This is a genomic window from Rhizobium sp. SYY.PMSO (assembly GCF_046840415.1).
In the GTDB taxonomy this organism is placed as follows: domain Bacteria; phylum Pseudomonadota; class Alphaproteobacteria; order Rhizobiales; family Rhizobiaceae; genus Rhizobium.
In genome coordinates this window covers 1,363,971-1,388,544 of record NZ_CP177350.1, presented here as the reverse complement: position 1 = coordinate 1,388,544, position 24,574 = coordinate 1,363,971, and the positions used below count along the sequence as shown (strand labels likewise).

At 61.9% G+C, this 24,574-nt stretch carries 21 protein-coding genes and 1 other annotated feature; of the genes, 10 read left to right on the top strand and 11 right to left on the bottom strand.

Going from position 1 to position 24,574, the window contains the following annotated elements; translation table 11 throughout:
* Positions 1 to 19: 19 nt before the first annotated feature.
* Both ACJJVH_RS24700 and ACJJVH_RS24695 read right to left on the bottom strand, forming a co-directional pair.
* Entirely contained in the window at positions 20 to 814 is a 795-nt protein-coding gene (locus tag ACJJVH_RS24700) for a pyrroline-5-carboxylate reductase family protein (RefSeq protein WP_412065413.1), read from the bottom strand.
* 12 nt (positions 815 to 826) lie between these two features.
* Positions 827 to 1,456: a TetR/AcrR family transcriptional regulator gene (locus ACJJVH_RS24695; RefSeq protein WP_112798378.1), complete on the bottom strand. Its 630-nt coding sequence runs from the start codon at positions 1,454 to 1,456 to the stop codon at positions 827 to 829.
* Between the two features lie 146 nt (positions 1,457 to 1,602).
* Between ACJJVH_RS24695 and ACJJVH_RS24690 the strand changes: the two genes are divergently transcribed.
* Together ACJJVH_RS24690 and ACJJVH_RS24685 are read left to right on the top strand one after the other, a co-directional pair.
* Entirely contained in the window at positions 1,603 to 3,639 is a 2,037-nt protein-coding gene (locus ACJJVH_RS24690; RefSeq protein WP_113434976.1) for an NADH:flavin oxidoreductase, read from the top strand.
* A gap of 47 nt (positions 3,640 to 3,686) precedes the next feature.
* Positions 3,687 to 4,280 carry a dimethylsulfonioproprionate lyase family protein gene (locus ACJJVH_RS24685; protein WP_412065412.1) on the top strand — a complete coding sequence of 198 codons (594 nt, stop codon included), beginning with the start codon at positions 3,687 to 3,689 and terminating at the stop codon, positions 4,278 to 4,280.
* Positions 4,281 to 4,500: 220 nt separating this feature from the next.
* On the opposite strand, the gene ACJJVH_RS24680 is transcribed toward ACJJVH_RS24685, so the two are convergent.
* The gene (locus ACJJVH_RS24680) at positions 4,501 to 5,589 is read right to left on the bottom strand and encodes a hybrid-cluster NAD(P)-dependent oxidoreductase (protein WP_113400038.1); all 1,089 of its coding nucleotides are present in this window, start codon (positions 5,587 to 5,589) and stop codon (positions 4,501 to 4,503) included.
* Positions 5,579 to 6,832: an aromatic ring-hydroxylating dioxygenase subunit alpha gene (locus tag ACJJVH_RS24675; RefSeq protein ID WP_112798371.1), complete on the bottom strand. Its 1,254-nt coding sequence runs from the start codon at positions 6,830 to 6,832 to the stop codon at positions 5,579 to 5,581. Before ACJJVH_RS24675 ends, ACJJVH_RS24680 begins: the two co-directional genes overlap by 11 nt.
* Positions 6,833 to 6,940: 108 nt before the next feature.
* Here ACJJVH_RS24675 and ACJJVH_RS24670 point away from each other — a divergent pair, with 108 nt between their 5' ends.
* Positions 6,941 to 7,828 carry a LysR substrate-binding domain-containing protein gene (locus ACJJVH_RS24670; RefSeq protein ID WP_412065411.1) on the top strand — a complete coding sequence of 296 codons (888 nt, stop codon included), beginning with the start codon at positions 6,941 to 6,943 and terminating at the stop codon, positions 7,826 to 7,828.
* Between the two features lie 154 nt (positions 7,829 to 7,982).
* Here ACJJVH_RS24670 and ACJJVH_RS24665 read toward each other — a convergent pair whose 3' ends face one another.
* From ACJJVH_RS24665 to ACJJVH_RS24640, 6 genes are all read right to left on the bottom strand, one after another.
* Positions 7,983 to 8,183 (bottom strand): hypothetical protein, encoded by a 201-nt coding sequence (locus ACJJVH_RS24665; protein WP_162703974.1) that lies wholly within the window; start codon positions 8,181 to 8,183, stop codon positions 7,983 to 7,985.
* A 263-nt stretch (positions 8,184 to 8,446) separates the two neighbouring features.
* On the bottom strand, positions 8,447 to 9,382 hold the full coding sequence (locus ACJJVH_RS24660; protein WP_412065410.1) for an MYG1 family protein: 936 nt from the start codon (positions 9,380 to 9,382) through the stop codon (positions 8,447 to 8,449).
* A gap of 112 nt (positions 9,383 to 9,494) precedes the next feature.
* Positions 9,495 to 10,517, bottom strand: coding sequence for a cell division protein FtsZ (ftsZ, locus tag ACJJVH_RS24655; protein WP_113357677.1), 1,023 nt, complete (start codon positions 10,515 to 10,517; stop codon positions 9,495 to 9,497).
* A 203-nt stretch (positions 10,518 to 10,720) separates the two neighbouring features.
* Positions 10,721 to 13,270 carry a magnesium-translocating P-type ATPase gene (gene mgtA, locus ACJJVH_RS24650; RefSeq protein WP_412065409.1) on the bottom strand — a complete coding sequence of 850 codons (2,550 nt, stop codon included), beginning with the start codon at positions 13,268 to 13,270 and terminating at the stop codon, positions 10,721 to 10,723.
* Between the two features lie 333 nt (positions 13,271 to 13,603).
* Positions 13,604 to 15,091 (bottom strand): SulP family inorganic anion transporter, encoded by a 1,488-nt coding sequence (locus ACJJVH_RS24645; protein WP_113370744.1) that lies wholly within the window; start codon positions 15,089 to 15,091, stop codon positions 13,604 to 13,606.
* A 66-nt stretch (positions 15,092 to 15,157) separates the two neighbouring features.
* Positions 15,158 to 15,213 (bottom strand) — a sequence feature (sul1 is cis-regulatory element that is thought to sense ions involved in sulfur or methionine metabolism; They are found in Alphaproteobacteria).
* A gap of 124 nt (positions 15,214 to 15,337) precedes the next feature.
* Positions 15,338 to 16,330: an SIS domain-containing protein gene (locus ACJJVH_RS24640; RefSeq protein ID WP_113357675.1), complete on the bottom strand. Its 993-nt coding sequence runs from the start codon at positions 16,328 to 16,330 to the stop codon at positions 15,338 to 15,340.
* A gap of 80 nt (positions 16,331 to 16,410) precedes the next feature.
* On the opposite strand from ACJJVH_RS24640, the gene ACJJVH_RS24635 reads away from it, so the two are divergent.
* The gene (locus tag ACJJVH_RS24635; RefSeq protein WP_113392031.1) at positions 16,411 to 17,259 is read left to right on the top strand and encodes a PfkB family carbohydrate kinase; all 849 of its coding nucleotides are present in this window, start codon (positions 16,411 to 16,413) and stop codon (positions 17,257 to 17,259) included.
* Here the strand turns inward: ACJJVH_RS24635 and ACJJVH_RS24630 are convergent.
* Positions 17,254 to 18,366 (bottom strand): LacI family DNA-binding transcriptional regulator, encoded by a 1,113-nt coding sequence (locus ACJJVH_RS24630; RefSeq protein ID WP_412066218.1) that lies wholly within the window; start codon positions 18,364 to 18,366, stop codon positions 17,254 to 17,256. The genes ACJJVH_RS24635 and ACJJVH_RS24630 overlap by 6 nt on opposite strands.
* 160 nt (positions 18,367 to 18,526) lie before the next feature.
* On the opposite strand from ACJJVH_RS24630, the gene ACJJVH_RS24625 reads away from it, so the two are divergent.
* The 6 genes from ACJJVH_RS24625 (at position 18,527) to ACJJVH_RS24600 (ending at position 24,565) form a co-directional block, all read left to right on the top strand.
* A complete protein-coding gene (locus ACJJVH_RS24625) occupies positions 18,527 to 19,393 on the top strand; it encodes an ABC transporter substrate-binding protein (protein ID WP_112798350.1) in 867 nt (288 codons plus the stop codon).
* Between the two features lie 54 nt (positions 19,394 to 19,447).
* Positions 19,448 to 20,389: an amino acid ABC transporter permease gene (locus ACJJVH_RS24620; protein WP_412065408.1), complete on the top strand. Its 942-nt coding sequence runs from the start codon at positions 19,448 to 19,450 to the stop codon at positions 20,387 to 20,389.
* A complete protein-coding gene (locus ACJJVH_RS24615) occupies positions 20,386 to 21,147 on the top strand; it encodes an amino acid ABC transporter ATP-binding protein (protein WP_113434966.1) in 762 nt (253 codons plus the stop codon). The genes ACJJVH_RS24620 and ACJJVH_RS24615 overlap by 4 nt, the downstream gene beginning before the upstream one ends.
* Before the next feature lie 11 nt (positions 21,148 to 21,158).
* Entirely contained in the window at positions 21,159 to 22,106 is a 948-nt protein-coding gene (locus ACJJVH_RS24610; RefSeq protein ID WP_412065407.1) for an ornithine cyclodeaminase, read from the top strand.
* Positions 22,107 to 22,587: 481 nt separating this feature from the next.
* A complete protein-coding gene (locus ACJJVH_RS24605) occupies positions 22,588 to 22,854 on the top strand; it encodes a hypothetical protein (protein WP_412065406.1) in 267 nt (88 codons plus the stop codon).
* A 19-nt stretch (positions 22,855 to 22,873) separates the two neighbouring features.
* Positions 22,874 to 24,565, top strand: a complete 1,692-nt coding sequence (locus ACJJVH_RS24600; RefSeq protein ID WP_412065405.1) for a dihydroxyacetone kinase family protein — start codon at positions 22,874 to 22,876, stop codon at positions 24,563 to 24,565.
* Positions 24,566 to 24,574: the final 9 nt, after the last annotated feature.

Below are 24,574 nucleotides of genomic sequence, written 5' to 3'. Positions count from 1 at the left end.
AAGCCCGCCCGCACGGCTGTCAGGAAGTCTCTCCCATGCTCACCGATTTTGTAAATGCTGCAGAAAGGCCTTTGCGCACAGCGGTATCGAATCCGGATGAGCGCATCTCCTCGATCGCGGCCGCCGTCGTGCCGCGATAATCAAGAAAGGTGCGAACGATTTCCCCGGGACACTCGCCGCTGCGCTCCAGTAGGCGGCCGGTGCCCGTCAGCACCGTGGAGACGGCGCGCCGGGCAATATCGGGGGCAAGTCCATGATCGATTGCGTGCTCCATCATCGCGGCGGCCAGCAAGGCGGGAAAGGCCGGTCCGGAACCGGTCAACCCCGTCAGATAGTCGATATCGCTCTCGCTTTCGACTTCGTCCTCGACCCCGCAGGCGCCGAAGATGGCCCGCACGATCTGGCGATCCTCTTTAAGAGCCGTCTCAGAAGCGATCCAGGGCGTATAGGACCGCGAAACGTCAGCCGCCGCGTTCGGAAGCGCCCGAACGACGCGCCCGGTCTTGTGACGGGCACTCAGCGCGGCGACGCGAATTCCCGCCATGACGGAAATGATCAGCTTGCCGGATGCGTCTATCGGCACCGCCGGCCAGTCCTGTGGCCGAACCGAGAGAATAATCACGTCGGAACGATCGGCAAGCTCCTGATTGTCCGTCGTCCAGAACGAAGCCGGAAAGCGTCCGCTCGGTTCTCGACGATAGGAAAGCGACAGATTCTCGGGGGCGATGATATGAGCGTCGAGGATCGAGGCGGCGATTGCTCCGCCGAGCCACCCGGCTCCGCCGACCATGCCGATCCTCAGCGAACAGCTCATCCATGCCTCCTGCTAATCCGGTTTGTATCCATGCCTTGCGAAAAAGCGGTCAAGCTCGCGCTGCTGCGGAGCCTGGCCGGTATAGATTGCGATATATTCCGGGATGCGTTTCATGCGCAGGGCGATGTTTTCCCTCGACTGCATCGAGATGTATCCGATCTGCACCAGATAGGTGGTGCGCGCCCGGACATCCGCGGTGATTTCCGGATGACCGAAGCGCACGAACATTCGGGTCAGGGCCTCCACGCGCATCCTGTCGGCATCCTGCACTTCGTTGAGGATCTCTTCCGATTGAAGAGCCCAGCTTCGAATTGCGAACTCGAACTTGCTGTCGAACAGTTTTTCATCGAGCCAGCAGTCGAAAACGTTCAGCATCGCCTCCGCCAGGGTTTCGGCATATGCCTCCGATTGCCTGACGATGCCGCCGGTATTCTTGTCACGCCAGCGCGCAACCAGCGCCGCCAGCAATTCCTCCCGGTCCTTGAAGAACCAGTAGAAGCTGGTGCGAGAGAGATTGAGCTTCTTTGCCAGCGGTAGAATCTTAACCGAATCCACGCCGGATTCCAGGAGCGCTTCATAGGCCGCTCCCAGCCATCCCTCCTGGGATCCGCGCCAGCCGCTGTCATTCAGTGCTTGGTCCATAGACTATCTCCTAGCAAATCCCACGGGCTCGCACAACAAAAATGTACATCAGTGTCCAAGCAGGCGACTGCATTGTTTTCTATATTGACACATGTGTACATTATGCCTAGCGTCCCCATCCGCATACCTAATCCGGAGCCCGGCATATGTCGAACGATCCTCTCCTTCAGCCTTTTCAACTCAAGCACCTGACGCTGCGAAATCGCATCATCGTCACCTCTCACGAGCCGGCTTACCCTGACGAGGGCATGCCCAAGGAGCGCTACCGCGCATATACGGTTGAGCGGGCGAAGGGCGGCGTCGCGCTGACGATGACCGCAGGTTCGGCCGCGGTTTCGAAGGACAGTCCGCCGGTCTTCAACAATCTGCTGGCCTATAAGGACGAGATCGTTCCCTGGATCCGCGAGATGACGGACGCCGTCCACGAGCAGGGGGCGGCAATCATGATACAGCTGACCCATCTCGGCCGCCGCACCCGTTGGGACAAGGGCGATTGGCTCCCGGTCGTCGCCCCGTCGCATCACCGCGAAGCGGCGCACCGCGCATTTCCGAAAAAGCTCGAGGATTGGGATATCGAGCGCATCATCAAGGATTTCGCCGACGCCGCCGAGCGCATGAAGGCGGGCGGCATGGATGGCGTGGAACTGGAAGCCTATGGCCATCTCATCGATCAGTTCGCGTCGCCGCTCACCAACGAACTGGACGGCCCCTACGGCGGCTCCCTCGAAAACCGCATGCGCTTCTGTCTGGACGTTTTCACGGCGATCCGAAAACGCGTGGGCGAAGACTTCATCCTGGGCGTTCGCTATACTGCGGACGAGTGTCTTCCCGGTGGCACGGACAAGGCCGAGGGTATGGAAATTTCGAAGCGGTTGCGCGACAGCGGGCTCATCGACTACCTGAACGTCATCCGTGGCCACATCGACACCGATCCGGGCCTGACCGACGTCATCCCGATCCAGGGCATGGCGAGCGCCCCCCATCTCGATTTCGCGGGCGAAGTCCGGGCGGCGACCAAATTCCCGACCTTCCATGCCGCCAAGATCCAGGACGTCGCCACCGCCCGTCATGCGATCGCGGCAGGAAAGGTCGACATGATCGGCATGACCCGCGCCCACATGACCGATCCGCATATCGTTCGAAAGATCATGGAGAAGCGTGAGGAAGACATTCGGCCATGTGTCGGCGCAAATTACTGTCTCGACCGCATCTACCAGGGCGGCATGGCGTTTTGCGTCCACAATGCCGCCACCGGCCGCGAGCAGACCATGCCTCATGTGGTTTCAAAGGCCGGCACCCGCAGAAAGATCGTCATCGTGGGGGCCGGGCCGGCTGGCCTGGAAGCGGCCCGCGTCGCTGCCGAGCGCGGCCATGAGGTTGTCGTCTTCGAGGCGGCGAACGATCCGGGCGGCCAGATCCGCTTGACGGCGCAGAGCGAGCGTCGGCGAGAGATGATCGGCATCGTCGACTGGCGCATGAGCCAATGCGAGAAGCATGGCGTATCGTTTCATTTCAACACATGGGCCGATGCCGATACGATCGTCGCCGAAAATCCGGACGTCGTCGTCATCGCCACCGGCGGCTTGCCGCATACCGAGGTGCTGTCGAAGGGCAACGAACTGGTCGTTTCCTCCTGGGACATTATCTCCGGCGACGTGAAGCCCGGGACGAACGTCCTTATCTTTGACGATGCGGGCGACCACGCGGGGTTGCAGGCCGCCGAGTTTATCGCCAGGACCGGGGCGAAAGTCGAGATCATGACGCCTGATCGGGCATTCGCGCCGGAAGTCATGGCAATGAACCTCGTTCCCTACATGCGCTCGCTGCAGAAGCTCGACGTCACCTTCACCGTCACCTTTCGGCTGGAATCGGTCGAAAGGAACGGCAATCAGATCATTGCCCATGTCGGCAGCGACTATGGCGGCGTTTCGAAGCAGAGGGTCGTGGACCAGATCGTCGTCAACCACGGGACCGTCCCGCTCGACGAACTGTATTTCGAGCTCAAGCCGCTCTCGAGAAATCTCGGAGAGACCTCGTACGACCAGCTTCTGGCGGGAGAGGCGCAATCGGTCACGCGCAATGCCGAGGGTAAATTCCAGCTGTTCCGCATTGGAGACGCCGTCGCAGCCCGCAATACGCATGCGGCGATCTATGACGGCCTCCGGCTCGCGAAGGACCTCTGAGACGTGGAGGCCAAATTCTCGCAATCAAGGTGATGAGGGAACTGCAAATGGCAGAACGCGGCGATCGGTTACAGCTTTTTGTCGAGGCAGCATCCGCGGCGTTCGATCATTACGCGACCGATCCGCAGGCACACCGGTCGGTCATGCAGATATTTTCGTTGCTTGAGGTTTCCGGAAAACCTCGGCAAGGGGAGGGGAGCCGGCTGCCCGTCTGCTCGCATCTGCCGGCAGTTCTTGCGGTCGATCCCGGCTCCGATCAACTGAGAAGAATGATGGCCCGGTTTCAGGTCATCGAACCGCTGCTGGCATGGCGGCGCCGGGTGGATTCATCCGGCACGTCAAGCGAGAACTTCCAAGAGGGTCATGCCAACGCGATGATCATCGGCCCGGGTGGGCTGGAGGAACGGTCCGACCTTTGGATCGGCGTCACCCTCATGGCACCGGGAGTACGCTATCCCGACCACGATCATGCGCCGGAGGAGGTCTATCTGGTGCTGTCGGAGGGCGAATTCCAGCACGGGGATTCCGAATGGTTCAGCCCCGGGGTCGGTGGATCTTTCTATAATCCGCCCGGTATCAGGCATGCCATGCGATCCTTGGGCACGCCGCTTTTTGCATTCTGGGCGCTTCTGCCGGAGTAGCATCGGGAGCGGTTCCGCCTTTCATGGCATTGCAGAACCGCTCCATCTCCATGTTTTTCCGCAATTCCCGGCGGGAGACGCTGCACAGTTCTGCCGGAATCCCGTAAAAGCGAAAGAATGGAACGTTTTCGCGATTAGAAGAAAAGCGAAAAAGCTGGAGAGAAACGCAGCAAGCGCTTGCGTCGTCTCCATCCGGTGATAATGCCGGATTGTAGGGGATTCAGCGATCCACGACCAGATCGCTGAGGGGCTTTGAGCAGCAGGGCAGGAAGAGGCCTGCGTCGATTTCCCTTTGCCGTATCCCGCCGTTGTGATTCATCTCGACCGAGCCGGAGAGCAGCTTTGATTTGCACGTTCCGCAGACGCCGTTCGAGCAGGAAGAAGGCAACCGCACGCCGGATTTTTTGGCCGACGACAAGACCGTCTGCTCGCTCGATACCTCGATCTTGCGGGCCTGCTTCGAGAATTCGACCTGAAAGACCTTGTTTCCAGGTATCTCCACCGGCGCAATCGCGGCCTCGTCGACGACCGCGGCATCGAAACTTTCCTCGAGGTAGTTGGCGGGATGAACGCCGAGAGCGGACGTTATCGAGCGCGCCGCTGCCATGAACGGTGCCGGGCCACAGCACATCACAGTTCTATCGGCGATATCCGGCACCGCCAGCTTGATAAATTCCGGCGAGATGCGTCCGGTCAGTCCGGGCCAGGACGGCTCTCCATCGACCCCTTCCGGCAGGAAGTGCAGCCGCAGCCCCTTCATCCGCGAGGCCAGCCATGAAAGTTCCTGACGGAAGATGAGGTCGAGCGGCGTGCGGGCCGCGTGGACGAAGATGACATCCGCGGGCTCGCAGCGATCGGCCAGATCACGCACGATCGACATGACCGGCGTTATGCCGGATCCGCCGGAAAGAAGAAGAAGCTTTCGAGCGGTATCGCGTGGACGGATGAAATGTCCGAGCGGGCCTTGTGCTTTCAATTTCGTTCCGGTGGCAAGGTTGTCGTGGAGCCAGTTCGATGCCCTGCCGTTGGCGACCCGCTTGACCGTGACCGTGAAGGTGTTGGGTCGATGCGGCGACGACGAAATACTGTAGCAGCGCGCCTCGACATCGTTGCCGACAGGGATATCGAACAGAAAATACTGCCCGCTTTCGAAGCTGAAGCGCTTGCCTTCGGGGGATGCGAACGTAAAGCTGCGCACATCATGCGTTTCCTGGTGGATGTCGATGCATACCAGGGTATCGTCATGCTCTTTGTCCCAGCCGCTCAAACCCTGCGCATTGCCTTGCATCTGCATGAGGTCAGTAGCCATTGGCGCGCATCCGATCGATGTACCAGGTCGCAAATTTGTCGAGATTGGTTTCCGAAAAGCGCGAATAGGGACCCGGCCGATAGGCGGGATCGAGCGCTCCCGCGTGCGAGCGGGCGACAAGGCCGGCATCCTGGTCCGTGGTCGCGATCCAGACATCCGTCAGCTTGTCGAGATCGTAATCGACGCCTTCGACCGCGTCCTTGTGGACGAGCCATTTGGTTCTGACCAGGGTCTTGCCGGCGGAAAGCGGTATCACGGTCGCGACCACCGCATGATCGCCCATGAAGTGGTTCCAGCTGTTGTGCCCCCACAGATGCATGTCGCCCAGGTCCTTGCGCGTCATCTGTCCGAGCAGCCTTGCCGAGGCGGCCGTTGCATCGTGCGTCTGGGATTCGCCGGCACCGGCGATGATCAGCCGCTGCGTTCGGAAATTGGTCGCGCAGTCCGCGAGCCGCTCGACGGCTGCGGACGGATATCCGTCCGCCTCCCAGGCCGCCGTTCGCTGCTCATAGAGCCGGAAGTGCTCTTCGGCCTGTGCACGATCGTCGGGGCTCAACGTTTCGGGATCGAAGCCGAAATCGAGATCGACGAACGACACGCAGAGCTCCGGATGGTTCGCGGAGCAGTGATAGCATTCACGATTGTTCTCTATCGTGAGCTTCCAGTTGCCGTCTTCGATGACGTCGGTCTGATAGGCGACTTTAGCATTTCTTATATCGTAGGGCGCCAGCCGCTCCGCCATGGCCTCTTCCAGCACGGCGATATCCTCGGGAGGATTGTCGGAAAGACAGATGTAGATGAGACCGCCGATCGATTTGAACGCGACGGGTTTGAGGCTGTGACAGTTCTTGTCGAACTCCTTGCCCATATGCGGCGCATAGCTCAGCTCGCCGGTCAATTCGTAGGTCCAGGTGTGATAGGGACAGACGAGCTTGGAGATGATCGTCTTGCCCGCGTCGAGGAGCCGCGAACCGCGATGACGACAGACATTGTGCAGAACACGGATCTCGTTGTCGTCGTCACGCAGGAGGATCAGGCTCGTATTGCCGATGTCGATGACCGTGGCGTCGCCCGGCTCCGGCACGTCGCAGTCGAGCCCGACGCAAATCCAGTGCCTGTGAAAGAATACGTCCATATCCGCGTCGAAAACGTCTTCGCGCGTATAGAGGCCTGCCGGCAGGGAATATCCATCCGCGCGGGCGTCGAGAAGGGCCGAAATTGAGGAAGGAAGCCTGTTTAGCATGAGCACCTCTTATGCTTTAGTATCCGCAGCGTGCGCTTGCTCAGCAGTGCTTTCAACGGCATTAATTCTCAAATTGACATAACGAAAACTTATGCGAAGGAGTGGCATATGCAGTTTCGGAGGCGTCTGCCGTCATTGACCGGGCTGCTGATGCTGGAGGCCGTTCTCCGGCGCAAGAGTTTTACGGCGGCGGCCGTAGAGTTGGGCGTAACCCAGGCGGCAGTCAGCCGGCAGATCGCCTTGCTGGAGGATGAACTCGGACAGCCGATGTTCCTGCGCAAGCACCGGGCGATCGAGCCGACCGCGGCCTGCCTGACGCTGGGCTCGTCATTGTCACAAAGCTTCGCCAATATCGCGGACACGATAGAGGCGATCAAGGCATCGTCCCAGGCCGTAGTCACCATTGGGGCGACCGTCGCCTTCTCCTCGTTCTGGCTGCTTCCGCGACTGGCCGACTTTCGCGATCGCAATCCCGGCATTCAGATCAGGGTCATTTCGCAGGACGCAAAGATCGACCTCGACAGCGGCGAGGTCGATATCGGCATCCGCTACGGGTCGCCGCCATTCAGCGATGGAACGGTCATAGCCTCACGCGGCGACGTTATCATGCCGGTCTGCTCACCGGACTATTTCAGGAGACGCGAAGCCGGCCCGCTGTCTGCCAGGGATGATTTTATCGAGACCGATGCGGTCGACCGATCCTGGCTTTCCTGGACGCAGTGGCTTGCAAAATCAGGCGCGACATTCGAGGCAAGGCCCTCGCTTCGCTTCAACCACTATACCGAAACGATCTTCGCGGCGCGAGCAGGCCAGGGCGTCGCGCTCGGCTGGAAAGCCCTCGTTCAAACATTTCTGGACGATGGAACGCTTGTCGCCTGCGACGATTTCCAGCTGATGGAGGAAGGTCGCTACAACGTCCTGCTGCCGCTGAAGGCAAGACGAACGATGGCCAGCGATCTGGCCGCGGCCTGGTTAACGGCCATGCTGCATGGCTGACCTTGTGCGGCGGAACAATCGTTCAAACATGCACCGCAAGGGTGCGCCGCCATGCAAGCTTATTCGCAGGCTGCCTTCAGACGAGGGAGCCTGGCCACAGCGCCGTTCGCTTTGCGACGACTCACGGTTCGCCGCGATCCGTCCGTCTCGACGATCAGGTGCAGGGTGGTTGCCCAACCAGGCGGATGTTTCGGGCCATCTCCATAACGGCCTTCGATCGATAGGCGGCCGGCGAAATGGGACGGCCTGTCGCCATGGCCAATGCTATTTTTCTCTGGAGAAAGTCGATGGCGTCGTCGATATCCTCGGTGCGAATCTCGCGGTCTCGGGCAAGTGCCTCAGCGGTAGACTTCATGTCTGCCTCCTTCTTCATGCTGAGTCCTGAGGTACGGACGTTCGCCGGGAATGTGAAGCAGGCCCGAATTTCTAACGTTAAGCAGCCCTCAATATCAACAGCGGCATGTCGCGATTTAGGACGGGCGCATGCCTTCAAAAGTGGGACACATGGACAGCCGGAGACCTCTTTTGAGACAGGCCTCTGCGCTTGTTGATGTTGCAGCTTCAGGGCTCATTAAGGTCTTACGACAAGTTTAGGTTGAAATCAAGCGGTCGGGCCGGCTATGGCTTCGGCTGGATCGAGATTGCTTCCGTGACTGCCAGCTCGGCCATGGCAAGAGCAGCCTCACGGGTTTGGGCGGCGGCAATAAACCGGCCGTTGTGGCAGAATGTTGCGCCCTCCACGCCGCAGGCCGCTTCCAGGTCGCCATTGGTCAGTCCGGCCCATGTGGCCGGCAGATCCGCGCGCAGCTCGAATCCTTCGTCCGAGCGGCGGATGCCGGTCAGGCACCAATCCTTCTCCCGAGGGTGAACGACAAAAAGCAGGTGATCGGCGCCCGCGTCCACGATGGCGGATCGAAACGGCATTCCCATCGGCAGTTCGAGGATGCGTCCCTGATCGGCTTCCCGAATCGCCCGATGCACATAGGCTTCCGCCCGCAATTTCGCGGCGCGGCCGGCAATATTCGCCTCGACGAACATACGGGCAATGGCCAGTGCCGTGTCGAAGCCGCGATCTTCGGCAGTCGGACTCTCGTCGTCGAAGACAGGTTTCAAGGTCTCCAGCAAGGCCGGCAGCGTAAGCCCTGCAAGCTGCCCCGCGACCGAGGGGCTGAGGACACCGTTGTCCATCAGGTCGACCGGCAGCACGAAGCCCGTGTCGAAAGACAGATGCACCGTCTCGATATGCTCCTCGGGAAGGCCTGAAGCGGCAAGGTACGCCCGGCCGTAGTGCTTCCAGATCAGCCCGAAGGAACTGTATGGCTGGCCGTTCTCTCTGAGCGGCGCTCCGCGCTGATGATGGTCGAAGATGCGGGCGGCAGGGTCATAGGCGCCGCCGACATCGTAGACGATGCGGTCCAAGCCGGGCGTAATCCATTCCCTTGCCCTGCTGCGAACCAGCCGGGCATTCGGAAACAGGCGGGACAGGATGACGCTGGACAATAATTCGTCAGCATGAAACCCGCCGGAATGCGTAACGAGAAAATCTGGATTCATGCCGATGGGACCCTTGCGGAAAGACTCGATGTTCGCGCCAGATAGCCTTTGCCGCCCGCAATCTCAACCCGCGCTTCGATCTTCCGGCGAGATCGCAAGGTCCAGGCCGCCCCTATTGCAGGGTGCGCGGTTGAAACTGATCCTGTGTAAAGCCGTCCATCGGTTCGAGCAGGCCGGCGCTATCCAGTCCGGTCGCCACGACCGAAAGGCGGAACCTGCCGCTGAGATTGCGGTCGAAGATCGCGCCGACGACGATTTCGGCATCGTCCTGCACTTCGTCGCGAATGCGGCTGGCTGCCTCGTCCACTTCGAAGAGCGTCATATCCGAGCCGCCGGAGATCGAGACCAGAACACCCCTGGCTCCCTTCATCGAGATGTCGTCCAGCAGCGGATTTGCGATGGCCGCTTCCGCCGCCCTCATCGCCCGGTTTTCGCCTTCGGCCTCACCCGTGCCCATCATGGCCCGGCCCATGCCGCGCATGACCGATTTCACATCGGCGAAATCAAGGTTGATCAAGCCTTCCTTGACGATAAGATCGGTAATGCAGCCGACGCCGGAATAGAGCACGCGATCGGCCGTCATGAAGGCATCGGCGAAAGTGGTCTTGGCATCGGCGATGCGAAACAGGTTCTGATTGGGAATGACGATGACCGTATCGGCTGCCCGTCGGAGCGCCTCGATGCCGGCATCCGCCGTCCGCATGCGGCGATTGCCTTCGAACGTGAACGGCTTCGTGACGACACCGACGGTCAGGATGCCGGCGGCGCGGGCGGCCTCGGCGATTACCGGCGCGGCGCCGGTTCCCGTTCCGCCGCCCATGCCGGCGGTGACGAAGCACATATGCGACCCGCGAAGATGATCCATGATCTCATCGATCGATTCCTCGGCGGCAGCTCGCCCGATTTCCGGCAGCGAACCCGCGCCGAGACCTTCTGTTACGTGTGCCCCGAGTTGAATGCGGCGCGATGCCTTCGATGTCGCGAGGACCTGGGCGTCGGTGTTTGCTGCGATGAATTCGACACCGGCCAGGTTTTCAGTGATCATGTTGTTGATCGCGTTGCCGCCACCGCCGCCGACGCCAACCACAGTAATCTGCGGCCTCAATCCTGAAATGCCGCTCTTGGCGTCCGTCATGATTCCTTTTCCTTTCCCACATCCTGGTCGCATTGCTGTCGCGTCGAATCGCGAATCGCGCATCAGGCTAAAAGCGCAACAAGGCATAGACAGGGCGAAGGAGTTTGCACAGGGGCTGGTCTCCCCGATCGCAGCGCAGGCCAGTGACGTCCGATAAGGACAGGCGTCTGACGAGAGTGGCCGCGAGTTTGCCGCGGCTGTCTTCAATTCCGTCCGGTCCGCCCGGGCATCCGGATCGCGAGAGGCTTCATCAGTTCCGCGGTCACGAGATAGAGGACGATGATGAGCGCGATCGCCGCAAGCATCGGCGCAGGCGGGGCGATGAACCCGAACCAGCTTGCGATCGGAGAAAAGGGAATGAGCAGCGCAAACGCAAGTGCGATCAGCGACGACGCCGTCAACGGCGCGCGGGGAAAATCACGCCAGGGCCTGCCATTGGTGCGAATGATGAAAATGACGAGGATTTGCGTGACCATCGACTCGATGAACCAGGCCGTGCGGAACTCGCCGGTGGAAGCGTGGAAGACGAAGAGCAGCACGCCGAAGGTAATCAGGTCGAAGAAGGAGGAAAGGGGGCCCATGACGCCGGCAAAGCGCAGGAGATCCTTCATATCCCAGACTTGCGGCCGTGCGGTGGCTTCCGGCTGCACGCCGTCAAAGGGGATGCCGAGCTCGGAAAAATCATAGAGCAGGTTGTTGAGGAGGATTTGCGTCGGCAGCATCGGCAGGAAGGGGAAGGCGACCGAGGCGATCGCCATCGACAGCATGTTGCCGAAATTCGAGCTTGCGCCCATGCGGACGTATTTGAGGATGTTCGCGAAAGTGCGCCGGCCTTCCTCGACGCCGTCGGCGACGACCTCCAGATCGGAAGCAAGCAGGATCATGTCGGCGGCGGCCTGCGCCACGCCGCTGGCGCCTTCGACCGACAGGCCGATATCGGCGGTTTTGAGACCGGGGGCGTCGTTGATGCCGTCGCCGAGAAAGCCGATGACTGCTCCCTTGCTCTGCAGCGCCTTAACGATGCGGGCCTTCTGATCGGGCGCCAGGCGACCGAACGCGTCGACCTCGCGAACCTGGACGGCCAGTGCCTCGTCGCTTAGCTCGGCGATGTCGCTTCCGGCCAACACCCGGTCAGCGTTGACGCCGACGAGGCCGGCGAGCCTTTTGACGATGACGGGATCATCGCCCGACAGAATTTTCAGGCGAATGCCGTTGGCGCGCAGCCGCGTGACGGCGCCGGCCGCCGTCGGCTTCGGCGGATCGGCAAACCCGCACAATCCGATGAAGGTGAGTTCGGCCTCGTCATCGCCGGAGAGGTCCGACTTTCCTTCGGGCATGCTCCGGCTGGCGACGGCGATCGAGCGCATTCCATCGGCGGCAAGGGTGCGGATCGTTCCGGCAATCGTTTCCCGCGCGCTGTCGGCAAGCTCGACCTCCGCGCCGCCTATATGCTGGCGGGTGCAGAGCGCGAGGATCGCCTCCGGCGCTCCCTTGACGATCAACAGGGTTTCCTGCGCCCCCGTTGCGAGAACGGAGCCGGATCGCCGCGCATAATCGAAGGCGCGCCGGGCGCCGAGAGTCCAGTCTTTCGACGCATCCGGATGCGCCTGCAACAGGGCGGCGTCGAGGGTGCCGCGGTCGCCGCCGAGATCGGCGGCGATGGCTGCGAGCAGCGCCGCGCGGGGATCGTCCTGACCGGCCGCATCCAGGCTTCGCGCAAGCGAGATTTCCGCCGAAGTCAGCGTGCCGGTCTTGTCGGTGCAAAGGATCGTCATCGCACCGAGATCGTGAATGGCGGCAAGCCTCTTGACGATCACCTTGCGCTTGGCCATGCGGAGCGCCCCTCGCGAAAGCGTTACCGTCGTGATCATCGGCAGCAGCTCGGGCGTCAGCCCGACGGCGAGCGCGACGGAGAACAGGAGCGAGTCGAGGACCGGCCGGCCGAGCGAGACCCTGAATGCCAGCACCACGACCACCAAAGCGAGTGTCAAACGGGCGATCATCAGGCCGAACGCGTGCAGGTCGCGCTGGAAGGGCGACAGGGCAGGCGCCTGCGTGAGCGCGGAGGCCGCCGTTCCGAAGATGGTGGCGCGACCGGTCGCAACGACGAGCGCCGTTGCTTCGCCCGTCTGGATCACGGCACCCCGGAAGAGCGCGTTGGAAGCGTCGGCGGCGTTGGGCGCCAGCACCACGCCGGGGTGCTTCTCGACCGGGTAGGGTTCTCCTGTCAGCGCCGCCTCGCCGGAGCTGCAGGCGTCGCTCTCAAGGATAAGGGCATCGGCCGGCACGATGTCTCCGGCCCGCACGCGGATAATATCTCCAGGCACGACATCGGCGACCTCGACCTGGCGAAAGGCGCCGTCACGCTTCACCTCCGCCTTCAGGGCAACCGATTGACGCAGCACCTCCGCCGCCTTGATCGCATGTCCTTCCTGAACCGTGTCCAGGCCGATCGAAAGAACGAGAATGGCGACAATGATCGAACCGCCGATCGTGTCGCCGGTGGCAATCGAGACGATGCCTGCCACCAGCAGGATCAAGGACAGCGGTTCGAACAGCCGCCGCAGGATGGCGCGCCATAAGCTTTCAATCGGCGAGGAGACGTCGCCGTTCGGACCGTAGGTTTCGCGTCGCCGCGCCGCTTCTTCCGAAGAAAGGCCGGCAAGCGTGCATGTCAGCGCCGAGGCGACTGCCTGCGGTGTCTTGTTCCAGAAAGGGCTGGGTGCGACTTTCTGCGATGCCGGTGTCTCCATCGTGCGAAGCCTTCCGCTAAGGTTGAGGGATCAGGCGATCGCCGGCCAACCGGCGGTCGCCGACGCGTCGCGATCTTCGCACGATACTTGGAAGTCGCGAACTTCGTAAATAAAAGCGGCGTCTGTGCTTTGAAGTATAGGGTTGGTGGTTTGCGCTGCAGTTCACATTCCTGCAATGCGAAAAGTCAATGAAGGCGCTCGAAGGGTGACGTAATAAGAGCGTTATCGTCATCGGCGGTGTGCCCCAGGCCGCCTCGCAAGGGTGGCGGCCTGAGTGCTTTATTAAGGAGACTGCCGACGGCGAGCCGCCGCGGCCGCTTGCCGACGGCTTGGCTAATGCAATGAGACGCTTGCGGCCTGGCGCTCGTCCTTGTCGTGAAGCGCGAAGCGGTCGACCATGTCGGCGCTGGCCTTGTTGAAACCGAGAACATCGATGTCGACGCCCGCCCGCCGGAACTTGATGACCACTTTGTCGAGAGCGCCGACGGCGGTGATATCCCAGAGGTGCGCTCCGCTCACGTCGATGATCACCTTCTTGCCGGCATTGGCGAAATCGAAGGCGGCGATGAAGCTTTCGGCAGATGCGAAGAAGATCTGGCCTTCGACGGTATAGGTCACAATCCCGGTCATCGCATCGTCGTGTTTGGCGACGCTGAAGAGCCTGGCGACCTTGCCGGCAAAGAAGATGCCCGACAGCAGGACGCCGACCACGACGCCCTTCGAAAGATCCTGGGTCGCGAGAACGGTCGCCACGGTTGCGAGCATGACGATCGAGGACGTGCCGGGATGGCGCTTGAGATCGAGGATCGATTTCCAGGAGAACGTGCCGATCGAAACCATGATCATGACAGCGACAAGAGCCGCTACCGGCACAATTCGCAGGATGTCGTCGAGCACCAGAAGCAGCACCAGCAGAAAAGCGCCGGCAATAAAGGTGGAAAGGCGCCCGCGGCCGCCGGAGGTGACATTGATTACCGACTGGCCGATCATGGCGCAGCCGCCCATGCCGCCGAACAGCGCGGAAACGATGTTGCCTGCGCCTTGCCCCATGCATTCGCGGCTCTTGTTGCTGGCGGTGTCCGTCAGATCGTCGACGATCTGTGCCGTCAGCAGCGATTCCAGCAGGCCGACCGCCGCAAGGGCGATCGAATAGGGGAAGATGATGCGCAGGGTATCGAGGGTCCAGGGCACCTGTGGAAATGCGAAGGGCGGCAGCGCTGTCGGCATCTCGCCGAGGTCGGCCACTGTCTTGACATGAATGCCGAAACCGAGCGTCACAAGGGTAACGACCACGATTGCGACCAAAGGCGAGGGAACGGCTTTGGTGATGCGGGGAAACAGATAGATGACCGCCAGCGCAATTGCGATCAGCAGATAGGTGGCTTGCTGCACATGGATGAGTTCGGGCAGCTGCGCGATGAAGATCAGGATCGCCAGCGAATTGACGAATCCGGTCATGACCGAGCGTGAGACGAAACGCATCAGTCGTCCAAGCTTCAGAAGGCCGGCGCAGATCTGCAGCAGGCCCATCAGGATCGTGGCGGCGAAGAGGTATTGTATGCCATGGTCACGGACCAGCGGTCCCATGAGCACGGCGGTGGAGGCGGTAGCCGCCGATATCATCGCCGGCCGGCCTCCGGTAATCGCCGTGACGCAGGCTATCGCGACCGACGCAAAGAGGCCGACCTTGGGGTCGACGCCCGCAATCACCGAGAAGCCGACGGCTTCGGGAATCAGGGCGAGCGCGACGACGATGCCGGAAAGAACATCGCCACGGATGTTGGAGAACCACTCCTGGCGGTAGTTTGAGAGAGATCGCATGGGAAATTTTCACAGTTGCATGCAACGGGCCAGACGGAGCCGGTCCTGAAAAAAGTTGCGTTGCTGTGTTGTCTGGCGGATTGGCGGCCAGAAGAGCCACCCGGAGTTTCACCGGGTCCTTGTGGATGCCTTTCCGTAACTTACAAATTGCGAGGTTGCAATGCCGCAGGCCCGCGTTGCGCTGCAACCGCGCCCTTCCGGTTATTTGCGCACCGCCGTTTCTTGACGGTGGGCCGCGGCAAACCTCTAATAGTCCGAAATCTTCTTCATGTATCGGCGGTCTTCGAGCATGACCTTGCCCCGCTGTTCAGCCAGCCGGTAGGCGAACTTCCAGAGCGCATCGAAAAAGATCAGGGGCACGAGATAACCGCGGAAGGCTTCGTCGATGCCGGCGAGATCGAGCTCCCTGGCGTCCACCACCAGAACCTGGTTCTTGTCTCCGAACCGATAGAGAAAGTCCCTGGCGCGCTCTTCCAGCCTGCGGGTTTCGTCAAGGCCGATCATGCAAACGAAGCTGGCCTCGCTGTCCACGACCTCAAACGGACCGTGGAAGAATTCGTCGGCATGGATCGCCTGCGAGTTGATCCACAGCATCTCCATGAAGACGCAGATGGCGAAGGAGTAGGCCGCACCGTAGTTGGCCCCGCTCGCTACGGTGTATATGACCGGCTTGTCACGAAAACGTTCGGCGAACTGGGCAAAGCGTGAGGCATATTGCACATGTGCCTTGTCGATCGCCGGCTGCAGGTTGCCAAGGCTCGATAGCAGCTTCGTCGTGACTTCGCGGTTGCCGATGAGCCCGGCGAGGATCATGTAGAGCACGCCGTAATTGCTGTCTGCCGCGTCGATCGGGATGCCGGTCGTGTAGGACGCCTGGTATGCGACGACATGATCGACGGCCTTGGCGAGCGGCGAGCCGGCATCGAGCGTCATGCCGATCGTCGCGGCTCCCCTGGCGCGGGCATGAGCCGCCGCGCGCACCGTCTCCTTCGTCGTGCCTGTCTGCGAGCAGAGAATGACGAGCGTGTCCGGGCCGAGCTTGCGCGGATCGCGGGCGACGAACTCGTCGCCATTGTAGATGTCGCTCGTCAGCACGTCGGAATGGCGATCGATGAAATATTTGCCGGCATGCATGATCGACAGCGAGCCGCCGCAGGCGACGAGAAATACATGGCTGACGGGGCGGTCCGCGATCGCGTCCAGCGCTGCGCGGATATCGGGATTGATCTCGGTCTTCATTGGCTCGTTCTGTGCGATGATTGACAGGATTTCCTCAGTGTGCGAACGTTCTCACATATTGTCAACCGGAAAGATTTCCAATGGTCAAGATTGTCGCCATGGGCGATAACGTTGTCGATTGCTACCTGTCACAGGGGCTTATGTTCCCTGGTGGCTGTTGCCTTAACGTCTCGGTTTTCCTCAGGAGATTCGGCGCTTCCTCGGCCTATGTCGGCGCAATCGGCCGCGATGCGGCGGCCCGCGCCATCGACGCGGCACTGGCGTCGGAGGGCGTCGACGTTTCGCATCTGCGCCATCTCGATGGCCCGACGGCCTATTGCGTCATCGGCCACCGCGCTGCCGACCGCGTCTTCGTGACCTTCGACCTCGGCATATCGATGTTTGCGCCTTCCGAGACGGACTTCGCCTTCGTGTCCGGCTTCGATGCCGTGCATATCGGCCAGTCGAGCGGGCTCGACGCGCATTTGCCACGCATCGCCAGGGATCAGCGTCTGTCCTACGATTTCTCCGACAAATATACCGGCGGGAAGATCGCGGCGATCGCGCCCTTATGCTTTCTCGCCTCCGTTTCGGCCAGGGAGGACACGCGCGAGCATGCGCTGGCGCTCGCCCGTCAGGTCATCGAAGCCGGTGCCGCCTGGTGCCTTGTGACGCGCGGCGGCCGGGGCGCGATGCTGGCAAGCCGCAACGCCATCTACGAGACGGCGGCGGCGAGGGCAGACCTGGTCGATACGCTCGGAGCAGGCGACACCTTCATTGCCCGGACGCTGTTCGGTCTCGTCAGCGGCGAGGCGCCGGCGGACTTCATGGCGGCGGCGGCAAGCGAAGCGGCCCGCACCTGCGGCTATTTCGGCGCTATCGGCCACGGCACGCCGATCGAGCTCGGCGTCGATATCGATGCGATCCGCGCCGCCAATCCGGGCCTATAGCGGTCCGGGCGCGGCTATCGAACCGCGTTCGGCAAAGGCGGGCTGCACGGCAAGGTGCCGGCGCTCGCCGTCCTCGCCTTCGATGCGCGCTAGGATCAGCCGCGCGGCCGTTTCGCCGATCTCGGTGAGCGGCTGCACGACTGCGGTGATGCCGGGCTTCAGGAAGCTCATCCAGTCGAGATCGTCAAAGCAGATCAGCGACAGATCGGTGGGAACGTGCAGGTTGAGCGTGGTGATGACCTCCATCGCCGCCGCCGACATCAGGCCATCGGCGGTAAACAGCGCGGTCGGCCGCTCGGGCAACTGCAACATGCGGCGTGTCTCCATCCGTGCCGCGTCGGCCGAATAGATGCCGACGCGGCCGATCAGCGCGCGGTCGACAGGCAGGCCGGCATCGCGATGTGCTTCGAGATAGCCGTAGAGGCGCTGCCAGCTCGGGAAGAGGGCGAGGGGATCGATACTGCCGTTTTCCAGTGCATCCATGAACTGGTCGAGGCCGCCGCGCTGCCACCGTTCGAGCTCGGCGACGAGGCCGATGCGACGATGCCCGGCGGCAATCAGCCGCCCGATCGCATCGCGCGAGGCGGTGCGATTGTCGACGGCAACCGAATCGGCGTCGAGCTTCTCGACGATGCGGTCGATCAGCACGACGGGACAACCGTCATGGATCGCCGCATGCAGATGCGGTGAGGCGACGGGATCGCAGGGGGCGATAATCAACCCGTCGACCTGTTTCTCGCGCAGTAGCTGGACTGCTTCCAGCTCGCGGTCGAGCCGCTCGTCGCTGTTCGTCAGCAGCACACCGAAGCCGGCATTGCGGGCGACGTCGGCGATACCGCGCAGGATGCTGGCATAAAAGGGGCTCTGAATGTCGCCGGCGACGACGCCGATTGTCTTCGTCTTGCCGGTGATCAGGCCCCGCGCGAGCAGGTTGGGCCGGTATCCGAGCTCGTCGGCCGCCTGACGGACCTTGTCCTTGATTTCCTGCCGGGAATAGCCGTAGCCGCCGAGCACACGGCCGGCGGTCGCCGTACTGACGCCGGCGCGTTTCGCCACATCGGCAATGGTGATCTTGCCCGTTCCCCGGTCCGCCATGGTTGCCCTCATCATGCTTCATTCTTCCCGCGGAATTTCTCCCTTGACGAAAAAGAAAAAGCAATGCGTATAATGTGAGAACGTTCGCACACGTCGAAGCGCAAGGCAATACCACCCGACAGACACGGATACCGAACGAACCAAAAAACAGGGGAATGGGAGAATGAGGCAGATGAGCTACAGATCGAAGACGATAACCTGGCGTGCAGCACTTCTTGCCGGCGCCATGGTCGGCTTTTCCGCAAGCGCGCATGCCGCCGGCGCCGACAAGGCCCTGCACGACGCCTTGCCCGCCAATTATCAATCCGGCGGCGTCAAGGTCGCCGTCTTCAACGACTGGCCGCCGGACGAATTCGTCGAGAACGGCGAGCTGAAGGGCTGGAGCGTCGACATGGCAAAGGCCATGTCCGAAAGGCTCGGCGTTCCCTTCACCTTCGAGGGCACCAGCTTCGACGTCATCATTCCGGGGCTTGCCAGCAAGCGCTACGACGCCGGCTTCTCCTCCTTCGGCGTCACGGAAGAACGTTTGCAGGCACTCGATTTCATCCCGCAGCGCAAGGAAGGAACCGGCTATGCCTTCCTGAAGGCGAAACCGCTGAAGATCGCGGCGGAAAAGGATCTCTGCGGCCACAGCGTCGCGTTGCTGACCGGCGCCTGGGACTTCCAGTACCTGACCAAGGTCAGCGCCGAACAATGCGCTGGCCGGAAGCCGATCGACCTGCAGCAGTTCACGACGGAGAATGCCGCCGAACTCGCCGTCTCGTCCGGGCGCGTGGAGATCGTCGCCGCCGGCTCTGCCAAGCTCGCCTATCTTGCCAAGCAGACCGGCAAGTTCGACATGGCGCCCTTCGTCAGCAATGCCGTCTACAACGGCATCGGCGTGCGCAAGGGCGATCCGCTGGGGCCGGCCCTGAAAGGCGCCCTGCAGGCCATGATCGATGATGGTTCCTACAAGAAAATCATGGCAAAGTGGGGCGTCGACGGCGCAGGCATGCTCGACAAGGCCGTCCTCGTGACCAAGGACAATCCGAAACCCTGATCGGTCATTCGGCCCGGATACCGGCTCCGGGCCAATTCCACAGAAAGGGCGAGCATGGCTCCCTCCCGCGACAAGATGCCGGCCGGGCGACCCGACATCCACTCGGTCAAGCCAATGGAAGTCTTCCACCCGTCCTGGTGGATCGGTGGCGCCATCCTGCTGATCCTGGTGCTTGCCTTCTCGCACCTGCTCGTCACCAATGAGAATTTGCAGTGGGGCGTCGTCTGGCAATATCTGTTCAGCACCGAGATTATCGCCGGCCTCGGCCGGACGCTGATGCTGACTTTTCTGTCGATGATCCTCGGCCTCGTCATCGGCACGATCGTTGCCGTCATGCGCCTGTCGCGCAACCCGGTGTTCCGCTCGGCGAGCTGGGTCTGGATCTGGTTTTTCCGCGGCGTGCCGCCGCTGGTGCAGCTTGTCTTCTGGTACAATCTCGGCCTGCTCATTCCGGAGGTCTCGATCGGTATTCCCTTCGGTCCGCAATTCTGGACGGGCGAGACAAACCAGCTGATCACGCCGCTCAGCGCCGCCCTGCTTGGTCTCTCCTTCACCGAGAGCGCCTATGCCGCTGAAATGATCCGCGCTGGCATCCAGGCCGTCAGCGCCGGCCAGACGGAGGCGGCCGCCACGCTGGGCATGACGCAGGCGCAGATCCTGCGCCGCATCGTGCTGCCGCAGGCATTGCGCATCATCATCCCGCCGATCGGCAACGACACGATCTCGATGCTGAAGTTTACCTCGCTGGTCAGCGTTCTGGCGCTGCCGGACCTGCTCTATTCGGCACAGATGATCTATTCGCGCACTTATCAGACCATTCCGCTGCTGATCGTTGCCACGTTCTGGTATCTCGTACTGGCCACCATCCTCACCGTCATCGAGCATTATATCGAGCACTCGCTAAAGGACGAGGCCCCTCTCGACTGGAGGGGGATGCTCAAGTCGCTGTTCAAGAGCAAGTTCTGGGGCCTGCGCCGCGGCGAGGTGATGCCATGATGCCGCTTCTCAACGTCGAGCGTCTGTCGAAGAGCTTCGGTACGCATCAGGTGCTGAATTCCATCGATTTCAGCGTTCGGGCCGGTGAGGTCACATGCATCGTCGGCCCTTCGGGCTCAGGCAAGAGCACGCTTCTGCGCTGCCTGAATTTCCTGGAAGTGCCGACGTCCGGCGTCGTCTATCTCGAAGGCGAGCCCGTCGGGCTTCGCTGGAAGCGCGACAGGCTCTATCGCATGTCGTTCAACGAACTTGCGATGCAGCGCCAGAAGATGGGCATGGTCTTTCAGGGCTTCCATCTCTTTCCGCATATGACGGCGCTCGAAAACGTCATCGAGGCCCCGGTTATCGTCAAGGGCAGGAGCCGGGCTCAGGCGCTGGAGGAAGCGATGGCGCTGCTCGAGAAGGTCGGGCTCAGCGAACGGGCACATTATTATCCGAAGCAGCTTTCCGGCGGCCAGCAGCAGCGGGTGGCGATCGCCCGCTCGCTTGCGATGCAGCCGGCACTCATGCTCTTCGACGAGCCCACCTCGGCGCTCGACCCGGAACTCGTCGGCGAAGTATTGACCGTCATGCGCAAGCTCGCCGAAGAGGGCATGACCATGGTGGTCGTGACCCATGAGATGAGTTTTGCCCGCGATGTCGCCGATCATCTCGTCTTCATGGACGGCGGCGTGATCGTCGAGGCCGGCGATCCGCGCGAGGTGCTTTCCAATCCGCGGCACGCACGCACGCGGGCCTTCCTGTCGCGCGTTCTCTAAAGGAAATTCCGATGCGCTATCTAGATGCGGGCGAAGTCCATCGCCATCTCGCTTATCCGGGTCTCGTCGAGGCGCTGCGCGCCGCCCATCGAGACGGCGGCATGCCGCAGACCGACGTCAAGGTGCTGAGCGACAGCGCGAACGAGGGCAACAAGTTCGTTTCGCTGATTTCCTGGGCGTCGGGTGACTCAATCGCCGTCAAGATGGTCGGCGTCTTTCCCGGCAATGCCGCGCTTAAGCCCCCGGTTCCCTCCGTTCAGGGCCTTGTCGTGCTGTTCGACGGCAAGACGGGTGTGCCGGTTGCCAGCTGCGACGGTGCGGCGCTGACCTTCCGGAAGACGGCGGCCGATTCCGCGCTCGGAGCCGATATTCTGGCGCGCGCCGATGCGGAAGTGCTCCTCGTCGCCGGCGCCGGCGGCCTCGCCCCGCATGTCATCGATGCCCATACCAGCGTGCGGCCTGGCATCCGCAAGGTGTTCATCTGGAACCGCAACCCGGAAAAGGCGCAGGCGCTCGCCACCCGCTATGCTGGCTCCGGTCGCGAGGTTGCAGCCGTCGCCGCGCTGGAAGATGCGTTACCTCAGGCCGATATCGTATCATGCGTAACCATGGCGACCGAGCCGCTGGTGCGTGGCGCACTGTTGAAGCCTGGCGCCCATGTGGACCTGATCGGCGCCTATATGCCCGAGATGCGCGAGGCCGATGACGACACGGCGCGTCGCGCCGGCCGCATCTTTGTCGATACCCGCAGCAACAGCGAAAACTCCGGCGATATCGCCGGGCCGCTTGCCGCCGGCATCATCGAGCGCAAGGATATCGTCGCCGACCTTTTCGACCTCTGCTCCGGCCGCCATCCCGGCCGGGAGTGCGCCGATCAGATCACCCTCTACAAGAATGTCGGCGGTGGTCATCTCGACATGTTTACGATGCAGTATCTGGCATCCCGGCTGGAAATCTGATGGCGGGATCGCAGGTTCGGGAATAACGGGATCGTTCCCGGCGCGGCCAGCTGCTTGGCATGATCGCATCGAAAGTGCAGCACGGTCCTCGGGAAGGATCTCAATGCGAAGCGGAGTCGAGCTCATATCCGCTTTCCGCCTAGAAATCGAAAACCAGGGCAGTTCCGGGAAACGTCCGCAGCGGTTTTTCGCGCGCGATTGTGTCAAACCGAAGAGATAGAGTGGTTTCGCAATTCCATGAAGAGACGAACCGCTCGTATGCGGCGCCGATATCGGGATCACCCGCATCAGGGTTTCGATCGTTGATGAGACAGGCGTTTCGCAAAGGACCCGCGCAATTTCGAGGCAGCGAAGCCCTCGTATATCCGGCATTGTCACACAGGCGGTCGATCCGGCCGACTGGTCGAAAACCGCATGGGAGGAATTCGTATCCACAATTGCAATCGAACATCTGGGCAAATCGTTCGGCGCATTTAACGCGGTGGACAATCTCGACCTGATCACCGAGGATGGGGAGTTCGTCGTTTTCGCCGGACCGTCGGGTTGCGGCAAGACAATGGTGATAACGGCGATGCAGATGAACGCGCCCCTGGAAGGCTTCTGCTCAGGCACGACCGGCATCGAGGGCGAAAACATTATCGAGCAGGGTCCTTCCGCGCGAGACGTCGCCATCGTCTTTCATCGAACGAACACCATCCACGTCTTCGACGTTACGAGCGGCCGCTCCGTTCTCGCACATGCTCGATGAGCGCTTTAGGGAGAGAAGTATGAAGAAGCTGATCAACGATCCGTCCACCGTCGTCCGCGACATGCTGGAAGGCGTGGTGGCGCTCAGTCCGGCGGCAATCCTGCTTGCCGATGAAAACGTGGTGATACGGTCTGGTCTTCCCGAGAGCGGGCAACGCAAAGTCGCGGTACTTTCCGGCGGCGGCAGCGGCCATGAGCCGGCTCATGCCGGATATGTCGGCAGCGGAATGCTGACCGCAGCTGTCGCCGGCGACATTTTCACGTCGCCGAGCACCGATGCGGTGCTTGCGGGTATCAAGGCGGCGGCGGGTTCCGCGGGCGCATTGGTGATCGTCAAGAACTATACGGGAGACCGCCTGAATTTCGGATTGTCGGCGGAGCTCGCGCGAGCGGAGGGTATCCCCGTCGAGATTGTCGTGATCGCTGACGACGTGGCGCTGAAGGATACCGTCTCCGCCGATCGGCGGCGAGGCATTGCCGGAACCGTGCTCGTCCACAAGCTCGCCGGTGCGGCGGCGGAACAGGGCCTCCCCCTCGCCGACGTTGCCCGGATTGCGCGATCTGCCGCCGATAAGCTGTCTTCCATGGGAATTTCGCTGGGTTCCTGCACGCTTCCTTCCGTCGGAAAGCCGGGATTCTTTCTCGGCGAACGGGAGATCGAGGTTGGTCTCGGCATCCATGGCGAGCAAGGCGTGCGCAGAATGCCGATCGCATCGGCTGATCGATTGACCTCGCTGATCCTCGAAACGATTGAGGCGGACGGCAGGATCAGGAACGGGGATCGCGTCGTGCTGCTGGTCAACGGCCTCGGGTCGACGCCGCCCATGGAGCTTTCGATCGTTGCCCGTTCGGCAATCGGATTTCTCGAGCAGAAGGGCATCGCGGTCGAGAGGGCCTGGGCAGGGACCTTCCTGTCTGCGCTGGATATGCCGGGCTTTTCGCTCTCGATCATGCACGTCGATGATGCCGCGCTCGGGCTTATCGATGCGCCGACAGATGCCAGCGCCTGGCCGCGGGGCGGCGCGGTGAACCGCAACCGAGTGCTTCCGTCCACGAAGGAGGCCGAGGACGGCGCGCCATCCGGAGCAAAGACGACGATGGCCGGCGAGCGCCTGAGGCAAACCACCGAAATGCTCGCAAAGGCGTTGATCGCTGCCGAACCGCAACTGACGGAGCTCGACAGTATAACCGGCGACGGCGATCTGGGTGCCAGCATGACGCGAGGGAGCGAAGCCCTCCTGGCGCTTCCGAAGGAAAGTTTCGGTGACGTTTCAAGCGGGCTGATGGCCATGGCGAATGCCATGCGAAAGGCGATCGGCGGCAGCTCGGGGCCTTTCTACGCCACCGGGCTGATGCGCGCCTCTCGCCATCTTGCCGGTCTGGAGCAGCCCACGGCCGCGCAGTTGGCCGAAGCCTTCGTTGCGGCCGTTCAGGCGGTTTCGGAGCTCGGCGGAGCAAAGCAAGGCGACCGGACGATGGTCGACGCGCTGTATCCCGCCGCAAAGACTTTCAAGGATAAGGTGGCCGAGGGGCTTTCGGCTGACGCAGCCTGGCGGGCTGCGGTCGAGGCCGGGATGGCGGGTGCCGAGGCGACCATATCGATGAAGCCGCGCCTTGGCCGCGCAAGCTATCTGGGCGAACGGGCCGTCGGACATCCCGACGGCGGGGCAATCGCCGTCAGCATCTGGCTCAGGGCAATCATGGCGACCTGATCTGGAGAG

Bases quoted from the DNA above. Each gene is read 5' to 3' on its own strand.
- ACJJVH_RS24700 (WP_412065413.1), bottom strand. From the start codon at position 814: ATGAGCTGTTCGCTGAGGATCGGCATGGTCGGCGGAGCCGGGTGGCTC.
- ACJJVH_RS24695 (WP_112798378.1), bottom strand. From the start codon at position 1,456: ATGGACCAAGCACTGAATGACAGCGGCTGGCGCGGATCCCAGGAGGGA.
- ACJJVH_RS24690 (WP_113434976.1), top strand. From the start codon at position 1,603: ATGTCGAACGATCCTCTCCTTCAGCCTTTTCAACTCAAGCACCTGACG.
- ACJJVH_RS24685 (WP_412065412.1), top strand. From the start codon at position 3,687: ATGGCAGAACGCGGCGATCGGTTACAGCTTTTTGTCGAGGCAGCATCC.
- ACJJVH_RS24680 (WP_113400038.1), bottom strand. From the start codon at position 5,589: ATGGCTACTGACCTCATGCAGATGCAAGGCAATGCGCAGGGTTTGAGC.
- ACJJVH_RS24675 (WP_112798371.1), bottom strand. From the start codon at position 6,832: ATGCTAAACAGGCTTCCTTCCTCAATTTCGGCCCTTCTCGACGCCCGC.
- ACJJVH_RS24670 (WP_412065411.1), top strand. From the start codon at position 6,941: ATGCAGTTTCGGAGGCGTCTGCCGTCATTGACCGGGCTGCTGATGCTG.
- ACJJVH_RS24665 (WP_162703974.1), bottom strand. From the start codon at position 8,183: ATGAAGTCTACCGCTGAGGCACTTGCCCGAGACCGCGAGATTCGCACC.
- ACJJVH_RS24660 (WP_412065410.1), bottom strand. From the start codon at position 9,382: ATGAATCCAGATTTTCTCGTTACGCATTCCGGCGGGTTTCATGCTGAC.
- ftsZ (WP_113357677.1), bottom strand. From the start codon at position 10,517: ATGACGGACGCCAAGAGCGGCATTTCAGGATTGAGGCCGCAGATTACT.
- mgtA (WP_412065409.1), bottom strand. From the start codon at position 13,270: ATGGAGACACCGGCATCGCAGAAAGTCGCACCCAGCCCTTTCTGGAAC.
- ACJJVH_RS24645 (WP_113370744.1), bottom strand. From the start codon at position 15,091: ATGCGATCTCTCTCAAACTACCGCCAGGAGTGGTTCTCCAACATCCGT.
- ACJJVH_RS24640 (WP_113357675.1), bottom strand. From the start codon at position 16,330: ATGAAGACCGAGATCAATCCCGATATCCGCGCAGCGCTGGACGCGATC.
- ACJJVH_RS24635 (WP_113392031.1), top strand. From the start codon at position 16,411: ATGGTCAAGATTGTCGCCATGGGCGATAACGTTGTCGATTGCTACCTG.
- ACJJVH_RS24630 (WP_412066218.1), bottom strand. From the start codon at position 18,366: ATGAGGGCAACCATGGCGGACCGGGGAACGGGCAAGATCACCATTGCC.
- ACJJVH_RS24625 (WP_112798350.1), top strand. From the start codon at position 18,527: ATGAGCTACAGATCGAAGACGATAACCTGGCGTGCAGCACTTCTTGCC.
- ACJJVH_RS24620 (WP_412065408.1), top strand. From the start codon at position 19,448: ATGGCTCCCTCCCGCGACAAGATGCCGGCCGGGCGACCCGACATCCAC.
- ACJJVH_RS24615 (WP_113434966.1), top strand. From the start codon at position 20,386: ATGATGCCGCTTCTCAACGTCGAGCGTCTGTCGAAGAGCTTCGGTACG.
- ACJJVH_RS24610 (WP_412065407.1), top strand. From the start codon at position 21,159: ATGCGCTATCTAGATGCGGGCGAAGTCCATCGCCATCTCGCTTATCCG.
- ACJJVH_RS24600 (WP_412065405.1), top strand. From the start codon at position 22,874: ATGAAGAAGCTGATCAACGATCCGTCCACCGTCGTCCGCGACATGCTG.